Here is a 17,158-nt window from a genome sequence, read left to right on the forward strand (position 1 = left end):
GCGGCGGTCAACGGATGTGCCCGCTCGGCGACTTCGCCGGATCCCGGCCGACGGTCGACGCGCCGTCACGCCCGCCGGCGTACCCGGGGAGCGGGAACGATCGGCGCCGTTCCCGCCCTCCGCACCTCAGCCCTTGAGTCCCCCGGTGAGGAGGTCCGCCCGCCAGAACCGCTGCAGCACCAGGAGCAGCGCGATCAGCGGCAGGATGGAGAGGGCCGAGCCGATGATGATGAGCGGATAGAGGTCGGTGTCCCCCGCCCCCTTCGAGAGGAACGAGTACAGCCCGAGCGTCATCGGGTACTTGTCCTGGTCGGAGAGCATGATGAACGGGAGCAGGAAGTTGTTCCAGATCCCGACGAACTGCAGCAGGAACACGGTCACCAGACCCTGCGTCATCATCGGCAGCACGATCGTCGCGAAGATCCGCGCCTCGCCGCCGCCGTCGACGCGCGCCGCCTCCAGGGTCTCGGTCGGCACCGCCGTCTGCGCGAAGACCCGGCAGAGGAAGATCCCGAACGGGTTGATGACGGACGGCAGGAGCACGGACCAGTACGTGCCCGCGAGCCCCAGTTCGGCCAGCAGCAGGTACTGCGGGATCGCCAGCACGATCCCGGGCACGAGGACGCCGGCGAGGATGAAGCCGAAGAGCACCTCGCGGCCGCGGAAGACGAACTTCGCCAGGGCGTAGCCCGCCATCGCGGAGACCAGCGTCGACGCCAGGGCGCCGACCCCGGCGTAGATCAGGCTGTTGAGGCCCCAGCGCCAGAACTGCCCGTCGCCGTAGGTGCTGATCCCGACGAGGTTGTCCCACAGGCCCGTGCCCGGGGCGAACGAGAAGCTCGTGAAGAGCTCGCGCGGCGACTTCGAGGACGCGACGAGCACCCACACCACCGGCACGAGACAGTAGATCGCGCCGACCAGGAGCACCAGGGTCGCCGCCGGGGCCATGCGCGGCCGCGGCGGCCTTCGGGTGGCGGTGCCGCTCATGAGGCGCCGCCGAACGTGCGCTTCTGGAAGAAGCGGAGGATGAGGAGTGAGACCAGCAGCGTTCCGGCGGCCAGGACGACGGATGCCGCGGCGGCTCCGCCCAGGTTGTCGTTCATGAACGCCTCCTGGTGGATCTTCATCAGCGGCACCCACGTCGAGGAGATGGTGGTCGTGATCGGCCGCAGCGTCGCGGGTTCGCTGTAGAGCTGAATGGTCCCGATGACCGAGAACAGGCCTGTCAGGACGAGAGCCGGGCCCAGGAGAGGCACCTTGATGCGCCAGGCGATCGTCCATTCCCCGGCGCCGTCGATCCGCGCGGCCTCGTATATCTCCGAGGGGATCGACCGCAGCGAGGTGTAGATAATGATCATGTTGAAACCGACACCCGACCACAGGGCGATGTTGGCCAGCGAGAAGTAGAGAGTCGGGTAGGACAGCATGTCGAGCGGGCCATGGCCGAGCGACCGGGCGAGGTCGCTGATCGGGCTGGTGCTCGGCAGGTAGAGGAATCCCCACAGCAGGCTCGCGATCACGCCAGGCACCGCGTAGGGCAGGAAGATCGCGGTCCGGGTGAAACTCGCGAAGCGGACCCTGGGGGTGTCGAGCAGCAGAGCGAAGAGCAGGGCCAGGCCCAGCACGGTCGGCACCGCGATGAGGCCGTAGACGAGGAGCCGGCCGAGGCCGGCCACGAACTCCGGGTCCGTCAGCACGCTTTCGTAGTTGTCCAGCCCGATGAATCCCTCCACCCGTCGGCCGTACGCCCCGGCGCCGTCGACCCGCAGTCCGCGGAAGCTCAGGTAGAGCGCGTAACCGATCGGCACGAGGAGCAAGGCGACGAAGAAGAACGCGGCGGGGGCGACGAACAGCCACGGGACGAATCCCCGCCGCCGAGCCCGGCCGCGGGGACGCGCCGGGTCCCGCCGGGCGCCGGCCACGGTCGGAGCGCCCTGCGGGAGGACGGCGCCCCCCTCCCGCGGGCCGGAGCTGTCAAGGCTCATTGGCGCACCGTGTATCCGGACTCTTCCAGGTCCTCGATCACGGCCTCCTGCGTGTCGCGGTAGACATCGCGGAAGGAGGTGCCGTCGAGCGCCGCCTGGTTGAGCGCGTCGCCGAACGCGCTCTGCGCCACGTTGACGTTCGGACCCCACGTCATCGGGATCGTGGTGTCCTCGATGACCTGGTCGGCGATCTCGTAGAAGTCCGTCTGCTCCGGCATCAGACGCGGCGGATCGCTGGCGAGCGTCGCCTGACGACCCCCGTTGCCCGCGGGGTAGAGGTCCAGGCCGAGCAGCAGTTCGGAACCCTCGTCCGAGGCGCCGAGCCAGGCGGCGAACTCCGCGGCCTCCTCGGGATGTTGCGACTGCTCGGGGACGAGATAGGTGGATCCGCCGAGGAACGGCACGGCCGGATCGCCGGCCGTCCACTGCGGCAGCGGCGCCGACGCCCACTGCCCGGCCGTGTCGGGGGCCACGGAGTACAGGACGCTGGGCGCCCAGGAGGCGGCGGCCCAGCTGAGGATCCTGCCGTCGTTGACCTTGGCGTTCCACTCGGGTGTCAGCAGCGGCTCGACGGAGACGAGATCGCGCTCGACGAGATCCTGCCAGTAGTCCGCCGTCTCCAGCGACGCCTCGTCGGCGATGCCCACCTCCCATGCGTCACCGTCGGTGCTCCACCACTGGGAGCCGGCCTGGGCGGCCTGCGCGGCGGCGAACTCCAGCCCGGTGGCCGAGAAACTGGTGATGTAGACGTCGGGGTCCTGGGCGTGGATGGCCTCGGCCGCCTCCGCGTACTCCTCCCACGTCGTGGGCACCTCGACCCCGTACTGCTCGAAGAGGTCCTTGCGGTAGGTGAACATCATGGGCCCGATGTCCTGCGGCACGCCGTAGACGCGGTCGTCGATGCTGCTGAGCGCCCATATGTTGTCGTCGACGTTGTCCCGCACCCCGGCGACGTCGTCGGTGATGTCCCGGACGGCGCCGGACACCACGAGGGAGGGCAGCGCGCGGTACTCGACCTGCACGATGTCCGGTGTGTCGTCGGCGCGGTCGGCCGCGAGGAGCTTGGAGGACGTCTCCTGCGTGCCCCCGACCTCCGAGAGCTTGATGTTGACGCCCGGGTGCTCGTCCTCGTACCGCTCGATGATCGCCTGAGCGGCGGGATCGGCGGCCTTGAGGCTCCAGTTCCAGAACTCCAGCGTGACGGGCCCGTCCGCCTCGTCCGAACCGGAGCCGCAGCCCGTCAGGGCGGCGGTGACGCCGACGACGGCCACGGTCGCCAGTACCCGGGTGAGCCGAAATCGACCGATACGACTGCTACTTCTACGAGTCCGGGGCGGGGCGGGCATGCGCTTCTCCTTGGCCTGGGCGGGACAACCATCCGGCTCGTCCCTGCTTGGGGGTGCCTTGTGCTGAGCACACGTTGATGGAAACGTTGTCATTCGTCAAGTCCCCGCTCCCCGACAGCCCAGGAGCCGATGTGCCCGCTGCCGAGATCAACCCCGTCCTCCCCGGCTGCCACCCGGATCCGTCGATCTGCCGCGTCGGCGAGGACTACTACCTCGTCACGTCGTCGTTCGCCTACTTCCCCGGGCTTCCCGTGCACCGCAGCCGGGACCTGGTGCGGTGGGAGCTGGTCGGGCACGTCCTCGCCGAGCCGGCCCACGTCGACCTCGACGGGCTCGACGTCTCCGACGGCGTGTGGGCCCCCACCATCCGGCACCACGACGGCCTGTTCCACGTCGTCTACACCGTCGCGGAGGACCGCCGGGGCCGCGGCACCTTCGTGACGACCGCCGCCGACCCGGCGGGACCGTGGTCCGCGCCGGTCGACCTGCACGCCGAGGGCATCGACCCGTCGCTGTTCTTCGACGCCGACGGCCGCGCGTGGTTCACCGCCGCCCGCGACGCGCTCTCGCCCGACGCGACCGGCCCCGGCGAGATCTACCTGCGCGAGTTCGACCACCGCGCGCTCCGCCTCGTCGGCCCGACCCACGTGCTGTGGCACGGCGCGGTCACCGGCGCGTGGGTCGAGGCGCCGCACCTGTACCGGCGGGGCGACGACTACCACCTGCTGGCGGCCGAGGGCGGCACCGGGCGCGACCACGCCGTCACCGCCGCCGTGGCGAGCTCACCCACCGGGCCCTACGCGACCGACCCGCGCAGCCCGCTGCTGACCCACCGCCATCTCGGCGCCCTCGCGCCGGTGCGGAACGTGGGCCACGCCGATCTGGTCGACACCCCGGCCGGCGACACCTGGGCCGTGGTGCTGGGCGTCAGGACCGTGGCCGGCGTGCACACGCTCGGCCGCGAGACCTTCCTCGTGCCGGTTGCCTGGGAGCCGGCGGGGCCCGTGTTCGCCCCGGGCGTCGGCGCCGTCACCGGCCTGGGCGGGCACGACGGGCCGGCGGGTGGCCCGGCAGGGGGTCCGGCAGGGGGTCCGGAAGGCGGTCCGGAAGGGGGTCCGGAAGGGGGTCCGGAAGGCGATGTGGCGGCCGACTGGGTCGGCGTGCGCGGTGCGGTCCCCCACCGGTGGGAGGGCGGGGACCTGTCCCTCGCCCCCTCGCCCGACGACCTCGCCTCCCGGGGGCGGCCGGCGTTCCTCGGCCGGCGCCAGGACCGGCACGCCTTCGCGTTCTCCGCGCTGGTCCCCGCACCGGCCTCGGCCGAGGGGCACACCGCGCTGGTGGCGTTCCAGAGCCAGGACCGTTTCGTCGCCCACTCGGTGCGGAGCGAGGCCGGCGGCGTCGTGGTCGAGACCGTGCTGCGGGCCGGCGGGGCCGACACCGCCCTCGCCCGCCGCCCCGGCGCGGGCCGACAGCGCCTCGGCATCCGCTCCGACGGGCACCACTACGCCTTCGGCACGCTGTCCGACACCGGCGCCTTCGACGCCCACGCGACGCTCGACGCGCGGGAACTCAGCAGCGAGGCGGCCGACAGCTTCGTCGGCGTCCTGCTGGGCGTGGCCCACCACGGACCGGCCGGGGCGCCGTGGGTTCGCGTCGCGGACGTGACCTACACGGCTGCCGGCCGGGACGTGCCCGTCACCGGGGCGGCGGCGCCGAACTCCGCCGAACGACGAGGGTCGGCGCGATGAGGTGGTGACGCGGCCGCGCCCCGGCCATCAGGCCGACGAGCACGTCGATGGACGTGCGGCCGAGGGCGACGAAGTCCTGACGCACCGTGGTCAGGGAGGGGACCAGGTACTCGGAGCCCATGATGTCGTCGAAGCCGACGAGCGACACGTCCCCGGGGACCGCCACCCCCTCCTCCGCGAACGCCGCGAGCACGCCCATCGCCATCTGGTCGTTCCCGGCGAAGACGGCGGTGGGCCGCCGCTTCCTGCGCGCCACCTCCCGGCCCAGCCGGTAGCCGCTGGCGGCCGAGAAGTCGCCCTCCAGAACCTCCGGCTCCGACACCCCGGCCTCCCGCATCTTCGCTCGCCAGCCCTCGACGCGCGCGCGGGCGTCGAAGGCGGTCAGCCGGCCGGTGAGATGGACGATGTCCCGATGGCCGAGTTCGAGGAGGTGGCGCGTTGCGAGCCGGGCGCCGAGCTCCTGGTCCAGTTCGACGGAGCCGATGGCCGGGTTCATGAGATTGCCGGACGTGACCACCGTCATGGGCACGCGCGCGACCATGCGCTCCAGGGCGCTCGCCACCACCGGACGGTCCGCGATGATCGCGATGCCCTCGGCCGCCTGGCTCGTCAACCGGTCCACCGTCGCCGCGAGCTGGTCGGTGCCGCCGCCCTGCCAGCTGCTCATGTTCACCCAGTAGCCGGCCTGCTGCGCGGCTTTCTCGACGCCGAGCAGAGTGCGGGGGAGCTCGAAGAGCTCGGAGCCCGCGATGACCAGGCCGATGGTCATCGACCGCCCGCTCTTCAGCGACCGCGCCAGGTCGTTCCTGCGGTAGCCCAGCCGCTCGATGGCGGCGACCACCCGGTCCCGGGTCTCCGGACGCACCGAGGGGTGGCCGTTGAGCACACGGCTGACGGTGACGTGCGCCACGCCCGCCTCCCTGGCCACGTCCACCATGCTCGGGGGACGCGCCGAACGTCGCTCGGCCACACCACTCCACTCCCGGCCGGCCCTCCGGCCGGCGATCACGGCATACTAACCTCCGCGCCCTGCCGGCCTGGCCAGGCCGGCTTCGGTCTGCTCGGGTGGGCCTGCCCGTGGCCTGTGGACGGAGCCATCAGCTCACCCACCGGCCGGTTGGAAGATCACTTCCGAGAAGTTGCCGAGGATGTCCAACTCCATCACGACCTCGTATCCGGCGCCCCCGATCTCCAGTTCCAGCACACCGCCGTCGTCGGACCGGTGCAGGTCGAAGGCCAGGGGCTCGCAGGACGCGTCGACGACGTCCAGGACGTCGAGCCCGAGATGACTCTCGTAGGAGGTGCGGACGGCCGCGACGGTCTCGCCGTCCTGCTGCAGGATGAGGGCGGCCGGATGTTCGGAGTTTCCGCTGTTCATGTAGCCGCTGGCCGTTCTGCCGAGGGGAAGTTCGTACTGGGCGATGACGTCCGGTTCCTGGGAGAACAGCTCCTCCAGACACGACCAGTCAGCGGATTCCGACCCGTCGGGTGTGCCCGGGGCCGGGGTGGGAGTCGGCTCCGCTGTGGTCCCCGCCCCCTCCCCCGCCTCGGCCTGGGACGTGGGTTCCGTGGCCGTTGCCACCGGTGCGTTCGCCGTCCCGGGATCGTCACCCGCGACGAGTTCGCGGCCGCCGTAGACCGCCAGGGCGACCAACGCGACGAGCACCGCGGCTGCCGCCGCCAGTGAGAAGCGGGCCTGTCGGGTGTTGTTGACGGTCAGCGGGCCGAGCACGATGTGGCTGTTGCGCATCTTCGTCCCGCTGACCGTCAGGTTCCCGGTGGCGGATGTCGGTGCGGGCGGGCCGCCCATCGCGCGAGCCAACTCCTCGACGAAGCCGGGGTCGCGAGCCGACTCCCGCTGCAACGCCACGAGCAGCGCGACCGCCGTCGCGGGATCGGCCGGCTCGCCGTCCACCCGTGTCAGCGCCGCCTGCCCCTCCGTCGACCCGCCTAAGCGTTCCCGCACCAGCGTGAAAACCGCGTCGCCCGCACCTGCCCCCACCGCGTTCACCGCGCTGGCGGCCGCCCCCGTCATCAGCCCAACGGCCGCGGCCAGAATTTCCGTCGAATCCATGGGTCCCCCTCCACCGCGTCACGCGGTCCGTTTTTCCAGCCCACCGAAGAAAACATTCCTGCGACGTGTGTTCACCACACCTCCGGGCACGTTGCATTCCGCCGACACAATCGGAAGAAGAGGCGATGCGGTGCCTGGGCCGGGCCGCGACGGAACAGGCCGAGGCCCGCGTCGATCGGCGCGCCGCGCTCGTAGTCGTACACCAGGGCAGCATCCGCCGGCGCGTCACCCGTCGTCGTGACGTGCGCGGAACCGATGATTTTCCCGGCGAGGAAGGGGCATTCCGCGCGTCCGATGGAGTCGAGGGCATGGCTGCGCGCCATCCTGTCCCAGGTGTTCCATCAGCGCGTCCCTCAACTCGCGCCGCGCACCGCCTCGAACTCGGCACGTCCTGGACAACACCTGCGTTGAGACGCCACCCGCCGCCCGCGGGGTGGTTTCCCGATCGGCGAGCAGCGGCCTCGTCGCTCCGGCCGGGTGAGGGCTCCTTTGTCGCGTCAGCGGGGGTCCTGCGCGCCGGCGTGCGGCGGCGCGGCCGGCACTGGACGCCCGGCGTCCCACAACGTCTCGACGTGCTGCGCGAACCGGTCGAACATCCCGTCGTCCTGGAGGCGCCGAAGATGCAGCATGGGCGAGTCGTGTCCCACCAGATTGGACAGGTGCGGGGTCACCAACATCTGATCGTCGAAGCGGAACACGCTGAGGGAGATATGCCCCTCGTGAGCGCTGTACCGGGCTTCCAGCCCTTCGATGGCGCCGAGTTGGTGGAGATGTTCGAGCGTGATGCGGATGCGGGTGGACACCGTGAGGGCGGTGCGTTCGACGCTCTCGCGGCGGAGGGTGACGTCGGATTCGGGGTCGCCGAGGAGGAACCGCACTGCCGCGCCGGTCCGGGCCTTCCGCCGTAGCGCCGCGGCGAGGTTCGGCTGTTCCAGCCAGAGAAAGTAGTTGGTGTAGCCCGCGAACGTGAGGTTGTCGATGGCGTCGGTGATGAGCGACCGCCAGACCGATGACGGACAGGCGGAGCGGTAGGGATAGACCGATACGATCTCGCGATCCGGCCCGGTCTTCATGACCGCCTTCGCGGCGGCGGGCCACAGCACTACTTCCTCAACTCCCAGCTCTCGGGCGACGGTCGCGCGCGTTCCGGGGCGCGGGACGCGTCCCTCGTACAGCCATCTGTCCACGGTCCGGTCCTCGACCCCGCACGCACGCGCCAGTTCGTGCGCGGTCAGGCCCGACTCCGTGATGGCCCGCCGTAGCGTGTCGCTCAACGCCACCCTCCTCGTCATTAGTGACATTCCAGACGCTAGCCAGGTTGTGTCAGTAATGGCAGACGGATGCCGTGGTTATGCCCGAAAAGGTGCGCCACTTTGAGTCATCGCACGAACGCGATGACTGTGAGGGGTCCCGATGCCCGAGCCCGCCGCACCGCCTCCGCCGGCGCTTCCTGAGTGGCTGCCGTCTCCTGAGCAGGGCTGACGCCCGGCGCCGTGCGGACGGTGGTTCGACGGCGTCACGGTGGACGCCTTCGACGGCGTCCGGGCTCTGGCGCACCTCGGCACCGACTCCGGGCCGTATATCAAGGACGGCGGCTCCCACACGATGACGTGGCTCGTGCACGCCGGTGCGACGGCCGGCTGGGCGCTGCGTGGGGTGAGCGTGCGCGGCCGGGGGCAGTGGCTGACGGTGCCGCCCGCAACGTGGGAGGGCTCGCCGCGCTGGCGCGTCCCACCCGGACGGCGAGGGTGGTTGACCCGGCCGACGCTGCTGCACGCCGCACTCGGTGCGGTCCTCCTGCCCACCGACGGTCGGGAGCCGCGCCGTGGCTGACGCCTCCCCACAGCCCGCCGCGCCTCCGCCGCCCGCGACGCCGGTCGGGTCGGTCTGGTGCACGCGCTGCTGGACGCGGTTATCGGTCGTCGGCGACACCGTCGAGGCTCACGCCTGCCCCGGACCCCGGCCGGACCCGGAGCAGGCCAGGTGACCGCCGTGACGGTCGAGCACCCCGCCATCGCCGACGTGCCGCTGCCCGACGCCGAGCGGCTGACGGAGCGACAACTCCTCGGCATCGACTGCGCCCACTGCGGCGCCTACCTCGGCGCCCACGCCCGCCGCCTCGGCGACATCGAGGACTGCGGCTATCTGCTCCAGTTGTTCGGCTGCGACCCACGGTGTGTGCCGTTGCCGCGCCGCGAATCCGCACCGCCGTGGCGGGGGTCCCCCCTCGACCGCCTGCCGCGCTGGACCGCCGCCACCGACGACAGCCCGGACCCGCTGGCGGACGACTACGACACCGACCCCGCGACCCTGCGGCGGGTGGTGGCCGGCCTCCGCGCCCTGCCCGACACCACGCCGGCCCCACAGCCCGGGAGGTGACCGCCATGTCAGGCACGTGGATGCCGCCCATCCCCAGGGGCCAGGCCCGCTACCTGCACCGCCAGAGCGAACCCGTGGCCCAGCAGCCCCGGCACCGTCGCCTCCGCCGGCAGGCACCGCTTCGGGGACGGCGGATCGGGCCGTACGCCGAGACGCTGTAGGACGGACGGCGGGGCGTCGGTGATCCGCTCACCCACCGCCAGCAGGGAGATCGCTCCGGCCAGAACCGCGCCCGCGGTCAGCGCAAGCATGACGACCAGAGCGTGCCGTACGCCGCGCGGATCGCGAGGGTCGGGCATCTCGGCCAGACGCTCCAGCAGGCCCGAGATCTCCCCGGGTACGGTGCCGGGTTGCTCGCGGAGTTGGTCAAAGGCAAGTGGGATCGGCGATGACGCGTCGGCAGGCACGGTTTATTCGCCGGCGGTGTCCTCGGGCTCCCAGCGGAGCAGGTCGCCTGGCTGGCACTTGAGCACCTCGCAGAGCGCGGCGAGCGTCGTGAAGCGCACCGCCTTGGCGCGGCCGTTCTTGAGTACCGCCAGATTGGCGGGCGTGATGCCCACGCGGTCCGCGAGCTCGCCCACGGACATCTTCCGCCTGGCCAGCATCACGTCGATGTCGACGGCGATCGGCATCAGATCACCTCGTCCAACTCGGCCTGCATCTGCGACGCTTCGACGTCGCGCGCGACGGCCTGGGCGAGCAGCATCCGCAGCACGAGCACGATGAGCGCGACCCCCAGGATGGCCACGCCGACCCCGCCCGCGATGAGGCTGACGCCCGGATCGTCCCGCTGGCTCGGCGCGTTCAGGGCCGTGACCGCGAACCACACGAGAGCAGCTGCAACGATCGCGCCGATGATGACATCCACGTACCGGAAGGCGGCGTGGGAGAACACGGTTCCGCGCCGCACCATCGTTACCAGTCGCCATACACAGACCAGGGCGACCTGAGCCGTTCCCATGCCCAGGATCGTGATCACCCGCAGCGGGGTCAGCGGGAGCGACCCGTCCTCCGGGTCACTCCCGCTGATCAACGCCCACACCATCAATGCCTGTACGAACACGGTGCCGGTGAGCACCACCACGAGCACGGCGCGGAGCCCGCGCACCGTCAGCTTTCCCATGCCTTGTCCTCCCATCGACATACGATGAGAATCTATCGAATAACGATAAGTCAAACAAGGGCTGGGTCGGCGTGCGGGCGGCGGTTTCGCCACACGCCATCCGCCGGCCCGAGGAGTCCTGGCTCATGGCGATGGCGGAGGCGGCCGAGGCGTGGGCCACCCACCGAGGGCTGACTGTTAGGTGACCGCGCTCGAGCGACGGGCCCCGGCCGTATCCGGGTCGCGCGGGTGGGGTCCTTCCACTCGTGGGTCAGCCGAACAGGGTGGAACCGAGTGGGCGTCGGGCGTCGTAGCCGGGGAGGATCAGGAAGGTCGCGCTGGCGGTCGTGGTGGTGAAGGGCAGCAGCGCGTCGGAGGCGTCCATGCGGGCGAGCGTGGCCGTGAAGGTGCGCAGGTCGTTCTGGAAGCTGATGAAGAGCAGGCCGGGGGCGGGGTCGTCGATGCTGTAGGAGCGGCGGAGCATGTGGCCGACGCCGACCACGGTGGGGTTCGCCCTGCGTACGTGGGCGTCCACGGGGACGAGATAGCGCCCGTCGGGCGTCTTGGCGTTGAGTCCGGGGGCCGAGTCGACGCTGCCGCCGGAGAGGGGTACGCCGCTGGCCCGGCGCCGCCCGAAGACCGCCTCCTGCTCGGCGACGGACAGGGCGGCGAACCGCGTCAGGTCGATTTCCATGCGCCGCAGTACGGCCAGGGTGCCGCCGGCGACCGCGTCAGGGCCAGCCAGCCACAGGTCACGTTCCTGCTCGGCGGTGGTGTGCGGGCCCACGATGCCGTCGATGAAACCGAGCAGGTTGCGCGGTGCGGTGCGGTCCTCGGCCACGGGCACCTCCGTGCCGCGGCGTCCGAACTGCCGCCAGCGCTCCTGGATGCGGTCGCCGGCCTGGTCCAGGAGCGCGGCGGCGGCGACCGGCAGGAGCAGGGCGTCGCCGGCGCAGATCTGGATCAGCAGATCGCCGCCGCGTTCCCGCGAGGCGACCCGCTCGCGGGAGAACGGCGGGAGGTCGGCCGCGCCGGGCAGGGTGGCGCCGGCCGTCCGCACCAGCCGTGGGCCCACGCCGACGGTCACGGTCACATCGCCCGGGGGCAGGCCCAGCAGGCGTGGGTCGGATCCGGCGGTGAGGGTCAGGATGGTCTCGCCGAGTTCGGCCAGGAGCAAGCCGGGCGTCACCGTGGCGCCGAGGTCGGCCACCAGGGCCAGCAGGTGGGGCTGGGCCGACCCGGGACGCGTCACGCCCGCCTGGTACCGGCCCGTCACCGCGACCGGCGTGGGCGTGGCCGACGCGGAGGGGACGGGATCGTCGGACCGCTCGGACCGGTCGGAGTCCCCCGAACCCCCGGCGAGGAGACCCGCGGCCACCGTGACACCCGCGACATCGAGGAACGCGCGGCGTGACGGGGGGCGGTCGGCGCGGGGCATGACGCGTACGATGCCACACCCGGTCTGAGGCCGCCGCCCAACCACCATATTGTGAGCGGGAGTTCGACATTTCGACGACGAGACGCGTGCCAGACTGGGATCATGTCTCGATTAGCTCTTCGCATGATGGCGGCTGCCCTCGGCGTGCTGACGCTGGTGACCGGCTGTGGCGGCGGCGACGACGGATCGGCCGAGGGTCGGCGGCCGGACGGCGCGGAGGTGACGATCCGGGTGCCTGCCGACGCTCCGACGATCTCGGACGCGGTGTCCCTGGCCCAGCCCGGTGATCTGGTGCTGGTGGCGCCGGGCGTGTACCACGAGTCGGTGCTGATCGACACGGAGCGCATCACTCTGCGGGGCGAGTCCCGGGCGGAGGTGGTCATCGACGGGCAGGTGCGGCGGCCGAACGGCGTGGTCGTCACGGCGCCCGGGGTGGCCGTGGAGAACCTGACGGTGCGGAACAACACGCACAACGGGGTGCTGGTCACCGGTTCGGCGGCGGCGGTCGACGCACTGCCGGGGAGCGGTGGCTACGACACCGGCGACGAACCCGTCAGCCTCCTGGACTCGTTCCTGGTATCGCATGTGACCGCGACCCGTAACGGCCTCTACGGCATCTACGCGTTCTCCGCGCAGAACGGTGTCATCGAGCACTCCTACACCTCGGGCGGGGCGGACTCGGGGATCTATGTCGGCCAGTGCAGGCCGTGCGGGATCGTCGTGCGGGACAACGTCTCGGAACTCAACGCGGTCGGTTACGAGGGCACCAACGCCAGTGGTGACATGTATGTGGTCGGCAACCGGCTGGTCGGCAACCGTGTCGGACTGACCACCAACTCCGACCACCAGGAGAAACTGCTTCCGCAGCGCGACGCCGTCATCGCGGGCAACCTGATCGCGGACAACCAGCAGCCGCGGACCCCCGAACAGGCCGACGGCGGCTGGGGCATCGGCATCGGCGTCGACGGCGGCAGCGACAACCAGTTCGTCCGCAACCTGGTCACCGGCAACACCAACGCCGGGCTCGTGATCACGGCGACCGCCGACCTCACGGCGGACGGCAACCGGATCACGGACAACACCTTCACCGACAACGGCGTCGACATCGGCTGGACGTTCCCCACCGCCACCCGGGGACAGGGCAACTGCCTGGAGGGGAACGAGCTTCGGACGACCGTGCCCGAAGGCCTCGCGTCCACCGCGTCCTGCCCCATCCCCGCCACGTCCCCGACGCCCTCGGGCAGTTGGCACGGCCCGGCGGCGCCCGCGGGCATTCCCTTCACCGACGTGGCCGCGCCCGGCCCGCAGCCGGAGTTCCCGGGGGCCACCACGGCCGGAGCCACCGTCGTGCCTGACGTTCCGGAGCTGCCGGACATCGCGGACATCGCGCTGCCGTCGCCGTCACTGCTCGCCGACGACGCGCTGGTACCGACCTCATGAGCGGCGGCTACGGCGTCGGGGTGGCCTCGGGCAGCGGCTCGACGGGGACATACGTCTGGGTGTCGAAGTCGAGGACCACCGGCTCGGGCGCGGAGGCGATACCGACCTCAACCCGGTACATGGTGCCGTCCGAGCCGATCCAGTAACGCACGCTCTGGGACGAACTGGTGCTGGTGTCGCCGCCGGGGACGTCGGCATCGGACTCGGCATCGGCGTCGGCACCCGCACCGGAATCGGCCTCGGGACGCGGCCCGCTCATGATGTCCGTCCGATGGCCGCGTACCTGCTCCTGCCCGACCCAGGTGGCGCCGTTCTGCGGCAGCAGCGCGGCGTTGTCCGGCCGGTCGCTGCCGAGGTCGAGCACGATGGCCAGCGCGCTGTCCAGGGTCATGCCGGATGTCTGCAGCGGACGGCTGTACCAACCGGACGCGGGCGGCGACGCCGGGGCGACCGCCGGGGGGTCCGCCATGGGGTGGACGAGGACGGTGGTGGGCGTCCACCGGATCAGCCCGTCGCTGGACGTGTCGCGCCCGGTCCCTCGCACCACCCCGTAACCGGTGTGGGTGCGGTAGTCGACGGATGCGGTGATGATCAGCCCACCGTCGACGTTCGGCACGTTGATCGTCACCGCCCGGCCGCCGGCCTGGTAGTTGAGGAATCGCGTGACGGCCAGCCGGTTCGCCTCGTCCGAGGTCAACGCCCGTGGGGCGGCGGGGCCATCGTCGCCGAGGAGGATGAAGGCGCTGGTCGCGGCGGCCGCGACGCAGACCACGGCTGCCGCTGCCCAACGTAATCGTGGCCACCGGCGACGCCGCCTGGTGCTGGTGCCCCGCGCTCCGCCGTCCCGGCCTCTACTGCTCCAGATGCTCCGCACGCGGCGCGAGCATAACAGTTCTCACCGAGAGGCCCCCAAAACTCCGCGTCAGCAGGACACTACGGCTCGTCAACTGTAGTCTCTGCGCGGAAGTCGCTGGGTTTGCGTTGACTCAGGACGAAGGGAGCGCTATGCGATTACGTGCACTGCTGCGGATGGGGCTGTCCGGTGTGCTCCTGGCAGGGGGCGCTGTGGGCACGACCCTGACGGGGGCCGGGCAGGCCGGAGCCGCGGCCCCTGACGGCACACTGACCGTCGAGGTACTGCGGGACTTCTTCGGCACCGGCGTGATCAACTCGACCATGGATGTGCCCCAACAGGGAATCCAGGTCGACGTCACCGACCTCTCGGGGAACCGTGTCACCGGTGTCACGGATGTCACGGGAAGGGTCGTCGTGCCGCCGACGAGCGAGCTGACCGGCGGCCGGTACCGGGTCGACGTCAGCGTCCCGGAAACCTACCAGGACTATCTGCAGGCGGCGCCCGCCTCGACCGCGCCGAACCACTTCGACAGCTTCACCTCGTTCGTGGACGTCTCGGACGGCCGGGACGACTCGGTGACCACCGGGGTCTGGAATCCGGCCGACTACGCACTGCCCGACACCCGTTACTTCGTGCCGATCCAGAGTGGCGCGGGCGGGACGGACACCCGGGCACTGGTGGCGTTCGGGACGGACGCCCGGGGGATCTGTTCCGAGCAGGAGGCGTGCCCGGAGGTCCTCAACACCCAGGACCAGGTGGGCACGACCTACGGGCTGGCCTACGACCGGTACCGCGACCAGCTGTTCCAGTCGGCGTTCGCCCGGCGGTACACCGAGTACGGGCCGGAGGGCGGTGGCGCGATCTACGTCCAGCCGGCCGACGGCGGTGCCCCGACGCTGTTCGCGACGGTGCCGGACGCCACGGAGACGGAGCATGACACCGACAACCTGATCAAGGACGCCGGGTTCACCGACGCGCCGGGCAAGGAGAGCATCGGCGGCCTGGCCCTGTCGGAGGACGGCTCGACCCTGTACGCGGTGAACCTGCTCACCCGCAGCCTGGTCAGCTTCGACGCGACCGGGCCCACGGCCTCGGCGCCCGAGGAGACCGTGCCGATCCCCGACCCGGGCTGCGCCTCGGCCGACGACTGGCGTCCGTACAGTGTGGCCGCCCACGACGGCAAGCTGTACGTCGGAGGTGTGTGCAGCGCCGAGAGCACCCAGAACCGTGCGGACCTGAGGGCCGTCGTCGCGACCTATGACGGCGAGGAGTTCACCACCGTGCTGTCCCAGCCGCTGGACTTCGAGCGCGGCAACGTGCATGTCGGCAACTCCGGCAGCGGCCAGGGCAACCACTGGAACCCGTGGAACACCGACCTGGAGGACTGGGACTCCTTCCAGTTGGGCGGCGCGATGATCAATCCGCAGCCGGCGCTGGCCAGTATGGCCTTCACCCGCGACGGCTCGCTGATCCTCGGCTTCCGTGACCGGTTCATGGACGTCGTGAGCTGGGGCGGTCTTGACCCGAGGCCGGGCAACGACACACCACAGAACGGGATGTCCGGCGGCGACATCAACATGGCCTGCGCCAGGCCCGACGGCGGGTACGACTGGGAGGGCACCGGAATCTGCCCCGACAACGCCACGGACCCCACTCTTGACGGGGCCCAACCCGGCGGCGTCGTCGAGTACTTCCCCGGTGACTTCTTCCCGAACGGCGGCTCCGCCACCCAGGCCGGGCCGCACCAGGAGTCCGCCCTGGGCTCTGTCGCCTACATCCCGCAGCAGCCGTGGGTCGTCAGCACCCAGATGGACCCGGCCGGCCGGGTCATCACCAGTGGGACCGGCTACTACGACGTCGCCACCGGCCTCGGCCCCGGCAACGACCCGGTCAACAACGCGTACGAGTTCGTCGGCCCGAACCAGAACGGGTTCGGCAAGGCCGGCGGCCTCGGCGACATCGCGTACGCGGCGGCGAACGCTCCGATCCAGATCGGCAACGTGGTCTGGTACGACGGCGACCGCAACGGCCTCCAGGACCCGGGGCACGTACTGCTGCCGGGTGCGACGGTCAACCTCCTGGACGCCGATGGCGAGCAGGTCGCCACGACCACGACCGATGCCGCCGGTGAGTACTACTTCGGCGGGGTCGGCGCGGAGTACGAGCTGACACCGGGCGCCGAGTACACCGTGCAGTTCGATGTCTGCACGGCGGACACCAGCGGGGTACCGGACCAACCGGCCGCCAGCGACCTGCGGTTCACACAGCCGCGCGCCGGTGACGACCGGGCCCACGACTCCAACGTGACCCCGCCGACCTCCGGCCAGCTCTGCAACGGCTACGCCCCGGTCACCGCGCCGGACACACCAGGAGAGGTGGATCACACGATCGACGCCGGCGTCCACATCCCGGAGCCGGAAACCCCGACACCGACACCGCCCGCGTCGCCTCCCGCGGAGGAGCCGACGGACCCGGCGCCCAACACGCCGGCACCGGACGGGGAGGATCCGGGCGGCAACCTCGCCGAAACCGGTACGTCCGGCCTCGGCAGTGCCATCGCCCTCACCGCCGTGCTGCTCGGCGCGGGCACGGCAGCGGTCCTCCTCACCCGTCAGCGGCGCGCAGGACGCCACTGACACCGGAAACACCAAGAAACACCCCGAAACACCCGACGGGCCGGTGCGACGCACCGGCCCGTCGGCCATGCGGTCCGGTTTCCTGGGCTTGACGGCTAACGGTGTTAGCCGGATGATGGACGCACCGGTCAGGCTAACGCCGTTAGCCGACGAG

17 protein-coding genes and 1 pseudogene are annotated in these 17,158 nt (G+C 71.3%); 6 read left to right on the top strand and 12 right to left on the bottom strand.

Translation table 11 applies throughout. The features are described 5' to 3' along the window. Nucleotides 1-126: 126 nt before the first annotated feature. The 3 genes from ABGB06_RS12060 to ABGB06_RS12070 are packed head-to-tail and all read right to left on the bottom strand — an operon-like array spanning nt 127 to nt 3,331. Nucleotides 127-987 (bottom strand): carbohydrate ABC transporter permease, encoded by an 861-nt coding sequence (locus tag ABGB06_RS12060; protein ID WP_347588220.1) that lies wholly within the window; start codon nt 985-987, stop codon nt 127-129. Further along, nucleotides 984-1,985: a sugar ABC transporter permease gene (locus ABGB06_RS12065; RefSeq protein WP_347588222.1), complete on the bottom strand. Its 1,002-nt coding sequence runs from the start codon at nt 1,983-1,985 to the stop codon at nt 984-986. Before ABGB06_RS12065 ends, ABGB06_RS12060 begins: the two co-directional genes overlap by 4 nt. Beyond that, complete coding sequence (locus ABGB06_RS12070) at nt 1,982-3,331, bottom strand: extracellular solute-binding protein (protein WP_347588223.1); 1,350 nt, start codon at nt 3,329-3,331, stop codon at nt 1,982-1,984. The genes ABGB06_RS12065 and ABGB06_RS12070 overlap by 4 nt, the downstream gene beginning before the upstream one ends. A 131-nt stretch (nt 3,332-3,462) precedes the next feature. Between ABGB06_RS12070 and ABGB06_RS12075 the strand changes: the two genes are divergently transcribed. After that, entirely contained in the window at nt 3,463-5,079 is a 1,617-nt protein-coding gene (locus ABGB06_RS12075; RefSeq protein ID WP_347588225.1) for a family 43 glycosylhydrolase, read from the top strand. On the opposite strand, the gene ABGB06_RS12080 is transcribed toward ABGB06_RS12075, so the two are convergent. The 4 genes from ABGB06_RS12080 to ABGB06_RS12095 all read right to left on the bottom strand — a co-directional run bounded on the left by ABGB06_RS12080 (nt 5,027) and on the right by ABGB06_RS12095 (nt 8,256). Then, complete coding sequence (locus ABGB06_RS12080) at nt 5,027-6,049, bottom strand: LacI family DNA-binding transcriptional regulator (protein WP_347588226.1); 1,023 nt, start codon at nt 6,047-6,049, stop codon at nt 5,027-5,029. The genes ABGB06_RS12075 and ABGB06_RS12080 overlap by 53 nt on opposite strands. Before the next feature lie 132 nt (nt 6,050-6,181). Next, nucleotides 6,182-7,153 carry a hypothetical protein gene (locus ABGB06_RS12085; RefSeq protein WP_347588228.1) on the bottom strand — a complete coding sequence of 324 codons (972 nt, stop codon included), beginning with the start codon at nt 7,151-7,153 and terminating at the stop codon, nt 6,182-6,184. 71 nt (nt 7,154-7,224) lie between these two features. Continuing rightward, the gene (locus ABGB06_RS12090; protein ID WP_347588230.1) at nt 7,225-7,476 is read right to left on the bottom strand and encodes a hypothetical protein; all 252 of its coding nucleotides are present in this window, start codon (nt 7,474-7,476) and stop codon (nt 7,225-7,227) included. Between the two features lie 174 nt (nt 7,477-7,650). Beyond that, nucleotides 7,651-8,256 carry a hypothetical protein gene (locus ABGB06_RS12095; RefSeq protein ID WP_347588232.1) on the bottom strand — a complete coding sequence of 202 codons (606 nt, stop codon included), beginning with the start codon at nt 8,254-8,256 and terminating at the stop codon, nt 7,651-7,653. 418 nt (nt 8,257-8,674) lie between these two features. Here ABGB06_RS12095 and ABGB06_RS12100 point away from each other — a divergent pair, with 418 nt between their 5' ends. From ABGB06_RS12100 to ABGB06_RS12110, 3 genes are all read left to right on the top strand, one after another. After that, nucleotides 8,675-8,986, top strand: a complete 312-nt coding sequence (locus ABGB06_RS12100) for a hypothetical protein (RefSeq protein WP_347588234.1) — start codon at nt 8,675-8,677, stop codon at nt 8,984-8,986. Nucleotides 8,987-9,136: 150 nt separating this feature from the next. Further along, a complete protein-coding gene (locus ABGB06_RS12105) occupies nt 9,137-9,532 on the top strand; it encodes a hypothetical protein (protein WP_347588236.1) in 396 nt (131 codons plus the stop codon). A 5-nt stretch (nt 9,533-9,537) separates the two neighbouring features. Beyond that, nucleotides 9,538-9,693: a hypothetical protein gene (locus ABGB06_RS12110; protein ID WP_347588415.1), complete on the top strand. Its 156-nt coding sequence runs from the start codon at nt 9,538-9,540 to the stop codon at nt 9,691-9,693. Nucleotides 9,694-9,714: 21 nt separating this feature from the next. On the opposite strand, the pseudogene ABGB06_RS12115 reads toward ABGB06_RS12110, so the two are convergent. The 4 genes and pseudogenes from ABGB06_RS12115 to ABGB06_RS12130 all read right to left on the bottom strand — a co-directional run. Next, nucleotides 9,715-9,831 (bottom strand): annotated as a pseudogene (locus tag ABGB06_RS12115) (transposase family protein); the annotation flags it as partial. Between the two features lie 111 nt (nt 9,832-9,942). After that, a complete protein-coding gene (locus ABGB06_RS12120) occupies nt 9,943-10,164 on the bottom strand; it encodes a helix-turn-helix transcriptional regulator (protein WP_347588238.1) in 222 nt (73 codons plus the stop codon). After that, entirely contained in the window at nt 10,164-10,655 is a 492-nt protein-coding gene (locus ABGB06_RS12125; RefSeq protein ID WP_347588240.1) for a DUF2975 domain-containing protein, read from the bottom strand. Before ABGB06_RS12125 ends, ABGB06_RS12120 begins: the two co-directional genes overlap by 1 nt. Before the next feature lie 250 nt (nt 10,656-10,905). Then, the gene (locus tag ABGB06_RS12130) at nt 10,906-12,072 is read right to left on the bottom strand and encodes a Dyp-type peroxidase (protein WP_347588242.1); all 1,167 of its coding nucleotides are present in this window, start codon (nt 12,070-12,072) and stop codon (nt 10,906-10,908) included. A 102-nt stretch (nt 12,073-12,174) separates the two neighbouring features. Here ABGB06_RS12130 and ABGB06_RS12135 point away from each other — a divergent pair, with 102 nt between their 5' ends. Further along, nucleotides 12,175-13,512: a right-handed parallel beta-helix repeat-containing protein gene (locus tag ABGB06_RS12135; RefSeq protein ID WP_347588244.1), complete on the top strand. Its 1,338-nt coding sequence runs from the start codon at nt 12,175-12,177 to the stop codon at nt 13,510-13,512. 7 nt (nt 13,513-13,519) lie between these two features. Here the strand turns inward: ABGB06_RS12135 and ABGB06_RS12140 are convergent, their stop codons facing one another. Then, nucleotides 13,520-14,284, bottom strand: coding sequence for a hypothetical protein (locus ABGB06_RS12140; RefSeq protein WP_347588246.1), 765 nt, complete (start codon nt 14,282-14,284; stop codon nt 13,520-13,522). 233 nt (nt 14,285-14,517) lie between these two features. Between ABGB06_RS12140 and ABGB06_RS12145 the strand changes: the two genes are divergently transcribed. After that, the gene (locus ABGB06_RS12145; protein ID WP_347588248.1) at nt 14,518-17,004 is read left to right on the top strand and encodes an SdrD B-like domain-containing protein; all 2,487 of its coding nucleotides are present in this window, start codon (nt 14,518-14,520) and stop codon (nt 17,002-17,004) included. Nucleotides 17,005-17,158 lie beyond the last annotated feature (154 nt).

The organism is Streptomyces sp. B6B3 (assembly GCF_039871525.1).
Classification (GTDB): domain Bacteria; phylum Actinomycetota; class Actinomycetes; order Streptomycetales; family Streptomycetaceae; genus Streptomyces.